Origin of the sequence: Nostoc cf. edaphicum LEGE 07299 (assembly GCF_015207245.1) — a bacterium.
Lineage (GTDB): Bacteria > Cyanobacteriota > Cyanobacteriia > Cyanobacteriales > Nostocaceae > Nostoc > Nostoc edaphicum_B.
Genome location: NZ_JADEXF010000863.1, coordinates 1 through 2,922, shown reverse-complemented (window position 1 = coordinate 2,922; position 2,922 = coordinate 1). Strand labels below are relative to the sequence as shown.

At 42.2% G+C, this 2,922-nt stretch carries 1 protein-coding gene, 1 tRNA gene and 1 pseudogene; 2 read left to right on the top strand and 1 reads right to left on the bottom strand.

Annotation, left to right across the window (positions count from 1 at the left end):
• Nucleotides 1-828: 828 nt before the first annotated feature.
• Nucleotides 829-2,196 carry a UDP-N-acetylglucosamine 1-carboxyvinyltransferase gene (gene murA, locus IQ229_RS21850; protein WP_194047335.1) on the bottom strand — a complete coding sequence of 456 codons (1,368 nt, stop codon included), beginning with the start codon at nucleotides 2,194-2,196 and terminating at the stop codon, nucleotides 829-831.
• A 406-nt stretch (nucleotides 2,197-2,602) separates the two neighbouring features.
• On the opposite strand from murA, the gene IQ229_RS21845 reads away from it, so the two are divergent.
• Nucleotides 2,603-2,683: transfer RNA gene (locus tag IQ229_RS21845), tRNA-Leu, on the top strand.
• 94 nt (nucleotides 2,684-2,777) lie between these two features.
• Nucleotides 2,778-2,922 (top strand): annotated as a pseudogene (locus tag IQ229_RS24315) (TrmH family RNA methyltransferase); the annotation flags it as partial.

The following is a 2,922-nucleotide window of genomic DNA, read 5'->3' as shown; positions in this document are numbered from 1 at the left end:
GGTTCTTAATCCATATAAATTCAATAAAGTTTTCTTGAGATTACCTTGAAGATTTGTCATTATGAAAGAAGTTGAATTCTCTGGCATGGTTTCTGGATCAGTCGTTATTTCCCTCCGAAGTTAAAAAGTTTTTGGCTGGTGGTGGCATAATTATTTTCAATCGACTCTGCATTTATATTATGCAGCTTAAATGCCGATTAGCTTAGGATTGGCAACTTTGCAAAATTGAGAATTGAATAAATGCCTAAACAAAGCGTAGCGTAGCCTGTCGTAGACATCGCACTCACTTTTCCACAACAAGCGATGTCTAACGATAAGCCGCTACGCGTCTACCGTCTACGCTTTATTTTTGAGGTTTTCTGCAAGGCGTAGGCGTAGCCCGTCGTAGACATCGCTCATCTTTCTATAGAGGCGATTTGGTAACTAACATAAGCAATGTATTACAAACCAATAAAACAGTATGAGTATTATACCCAAACTTATAAGTATAATTTATAATTTATCAGGACTTTAAATACAAAAAGACCAGCCTCCCACAGCTGGTCTCACAAATGTTTTTGCGTTGTCTTCTCAAGAGAGTTAAAACCCAATTGCGCGTTCCCAAAATGCAACGGGCAACTTTTCTTAACAATATTGTAACAGCCAACACAGATTTTTCCAGAATATTCATCAAAAAAAGATATGGACAAAGCTTAAAAGCCTCTATCTATCAGGAGAATTCAGCAGATCGCAGGGTATAGATGGGAGAGATAAAGGCAAACAAGGGAGAAAATTTTACCTTGTCTCCCTTATTCTTGTTATCCTCGCGTCAGTCTCAACCGAGCAATTTCAACTTGACAGGCTACTGATGCTGGGAGCGATTTCTGCATCTGTTGGTGTTTCGCCTACGCGGAGGATTTTAGCCCCCAATTGCTGCAACTTCATATCAAGTCGATCGTAGCCGCGATCTAGGTGCTGTAAACCTTGAATTGTGGTTTGTCCTTCTGCTGCTAGTCCGGCGATGACTAACGCTGCCGATGCTCGTAAGTCTGTACCTAATACTGGTGCGCCAGATAATTTTGGTACTCCCCGAACGAAAGCAGCATTACCTTTGACACGAATATCTGCCCCCAAACGATTCAACTCTGAGGCATGACGCAAGCGATTTTCAAAGACGGATTCGTTAATTACACTGTCACCTTCTGCCACTGCCAGCAAAGCCATGAATGGCGCTTGCATATCTGTGGGAAAACCTGGATGGTATTGAGTTTCAATATCCGTTGCCTTAAGAGTTTCCGCTGGCAGAATGTGTAAGTGGTTAGGCTTTTCATCAATTATTGTCACTCCAATATCCCGCAGTTTGGCAATTACTGGGATGAGATGTTCTGGAGCCACTGGCGAGAGAAGAAGTTCTGAGCGGGTAATTGCTGCTGCCAGCAAAAACGTCCCAGCTTCAATGCGATCGGGAATAATGCTGTAGTCAACAGAATGCAACTTGGGAACTCCTTCGATAATAATCCTGCTAGTCCCCGCGCCCTTAATCTTCGCTCCCATTGCGTTACAGAAGTTAGCTAGATCGACTACTTCCGGTTCTCTGGCAGCATTTTCGATGATCGTTTCACCCTCTGCCAGGGTAGCCGCCATCATCAAGTTTTCCGTTGCTCCAACGCTGGCAATGTCTAAGTAAATCTTCGCACCTTTTAATCTCCGGCTGCTGCCAGGGACGTAGGCATTACAAATGCCATGCTCAATTTGTACTTCCGCTCCCATTGCTTGCAGTCCTCGAACATGCAAGTCAACTGGTCTTGCCCCAATTGCACAACCGCCTGGTAACGGCATCTGTGCTACTCCCAGTCTTGCCAAAATGGCTCCAATGGCGAAAAAACTCGCTCTCAACTGGGTAACTAATTCGTAGGGAGCTTTTGATGTTTTAATCTCGCTGGCATTGATGTCTAAAATGTCACCTTGTCGGGTTAATTGCACACCCAAAGCTGATAACACCTGACCCATCCGTTCTACGTCCGCTAACAAAGGGACATTACGGATACGACAATCGCCCGGACACAGCAAGGCTCCAGCCATGATTACCAGTGCTGAATTTTTTGCCCCGCTAATTTTTACATGACCCCGCAAAGGATGCCCACCCCAAATTTGCAAGACTGAGGAGTCTGCTTCTGGAGCAATTTTGGCATCTGGTAAGCTGGTAGAAGGATTAATAAGCCTACCTCCAAAAGTAATACGTATTTTATATGTTTGAAGTTGGTTTTGATTCTACAGTAAAGATTCAAAATGTCCACGTTTTAAAGCACTGTTTTGTATAAAAAAATTGCTTTTTGAGTGAAAATGCAGGCTGTAAACAAGCAATAGCAGGCTTTTTGAGATTTTTAAAAATTTTCAAAAAAGAATCAATAAGCAGTAGTTTTAAGCAAAATTAAATACTCAGTAAAATAACTTAAGTACTCTCTAAAAATCAATGCTGTACTGTTCAGTTAATATTTTGATTCGACGTTGTGCCTGAAAAACTCGTTTCCAGTTAGAGACTTTTAACGAGGCATTATGCTTTTACTTGACAAAGGTAAAACATAACGCAATAATAAGAAATTGTCGATAAGCACAAATGCCAGCGGAACTGGCGGAATGGCAGACGCGCTAGATTCAGGTTCTAGTGCCGCAAGGCTTCCGGGTTCAAGTCCCGGGTTCCGCATACTATCTAAGTTAGGAGTTAGAAGTCAAGAGTTATAAGTTGAAAAACAACTAAATTAACTCCTAACTATTAATTTCTAACTCTTAACTTTTTGATGTTGACCAGTTTACAGAATTCCCTAGTCAAACAAATTCGCAAGCTGCACTCCACCAAGGAGAGGCATAAGCAACAGTTATTTTTACTTGAAGGGACGCACTTGTTAGAAGAAGCTTGTGCGGTCAATTACCCACTAGAAACAG